At 39.9% G+C, this 902-nt stretch carries 1 pseudogene; it reads left to right on the top strand.

What is annotated here, in order from left to right:
* Window positions 1–3: 3 nt before the first annotated feature.
* Window positions 4–902: pseudogene (locus EGI05_RS17860) on the top strand (T9SS type A sorting domain-containing protein); the annotation flags it as partial.

Raw genomic sequence — 902 nt, 5'->3', positions numbered from 1 at the left:
GCTGTGCTGTATTCTCAAAATGTATTGTGGCAGAAAGACATCAAATCCACTACCCAGGATTTTCTTTCACAGGTAACCACTACCATTGACGGACAGTATCTTATCTCTGGAAGCAGTATTCAGGCTTCCAAACAAACAGAAAGCAAACAGAATAACGGTTACGATTTCCATTTGGTTAAACTCAACCAACAAGGTGAAGAAGTCTGGGAAAAATACTTTTCAGGACAGAATCATGATTTCCTTTCCGCTGCAGTGAATACCCAGGAAGGAGGTTTTCTTCTGGCTGGAACTTCCTATTCAGGAAAAGCAGTGGATAAAAAGGAAGAATCTAAAGGAGGATCTGATCTGTGGCTCATCAAAATCAATGAATTTGGAGAAGAACAGTGGCAGAAAACTTTAGGAACTGCCTCCGATGAAGAAGCCAGAGCGGTGATTCAAACTACAGACTTAGGCTACTTTGTAGCAGGAAATGTTCAGAACTCAGCCCAAGGATTTGGTTCTAAAGATATCTGGATCATCAGATTGGATAAAACAGGAAAACAGACTTCAGAACTCATCTTAGGAGGAAAAGGACTCGATGAAGTGGAGAAAATGATTCCTACTAAAGATGGCGGAGCTTTATTAGGTATTTATTCAAGAAGTACAATTGGAGGTTCAAAGAAAACAGAGAACTATGGTGAAGGCGATTACTGGATCATCAAGCTCAGTAAAGACGGAAAAGTGGAATGGGAAAAGAACTATGGCGGAAAAGCAGATGATCATATAAGAACCCTTGCTTTAACTTCTACAGGATATGTGATTGGTGGAGAATCAAGATCAGAAAGATCTGGAAACAAAACCACGGGAATAGAAGAAGGAACTGACTTATGGCTGATTTCCTTAAATGAAAGAGGAGAAGAATT

Origin of the sequence: Chryseobacterium daecheongense, assembly GCF_003729955.1 — a bacterium.
Classification (GTDB): domain Bacteria; phylum Bacteroidota; class Bacteroidia; order Flavobacteriales; family Weeksellaceae; genus Chryseobacterium; species Chryseobacterium daecheongense.
The sequence above is the reverse complement of the archived record's forward strand: the minus strand, read 5'-3'. Positions and strand labels throughout refer to the sequence as shown.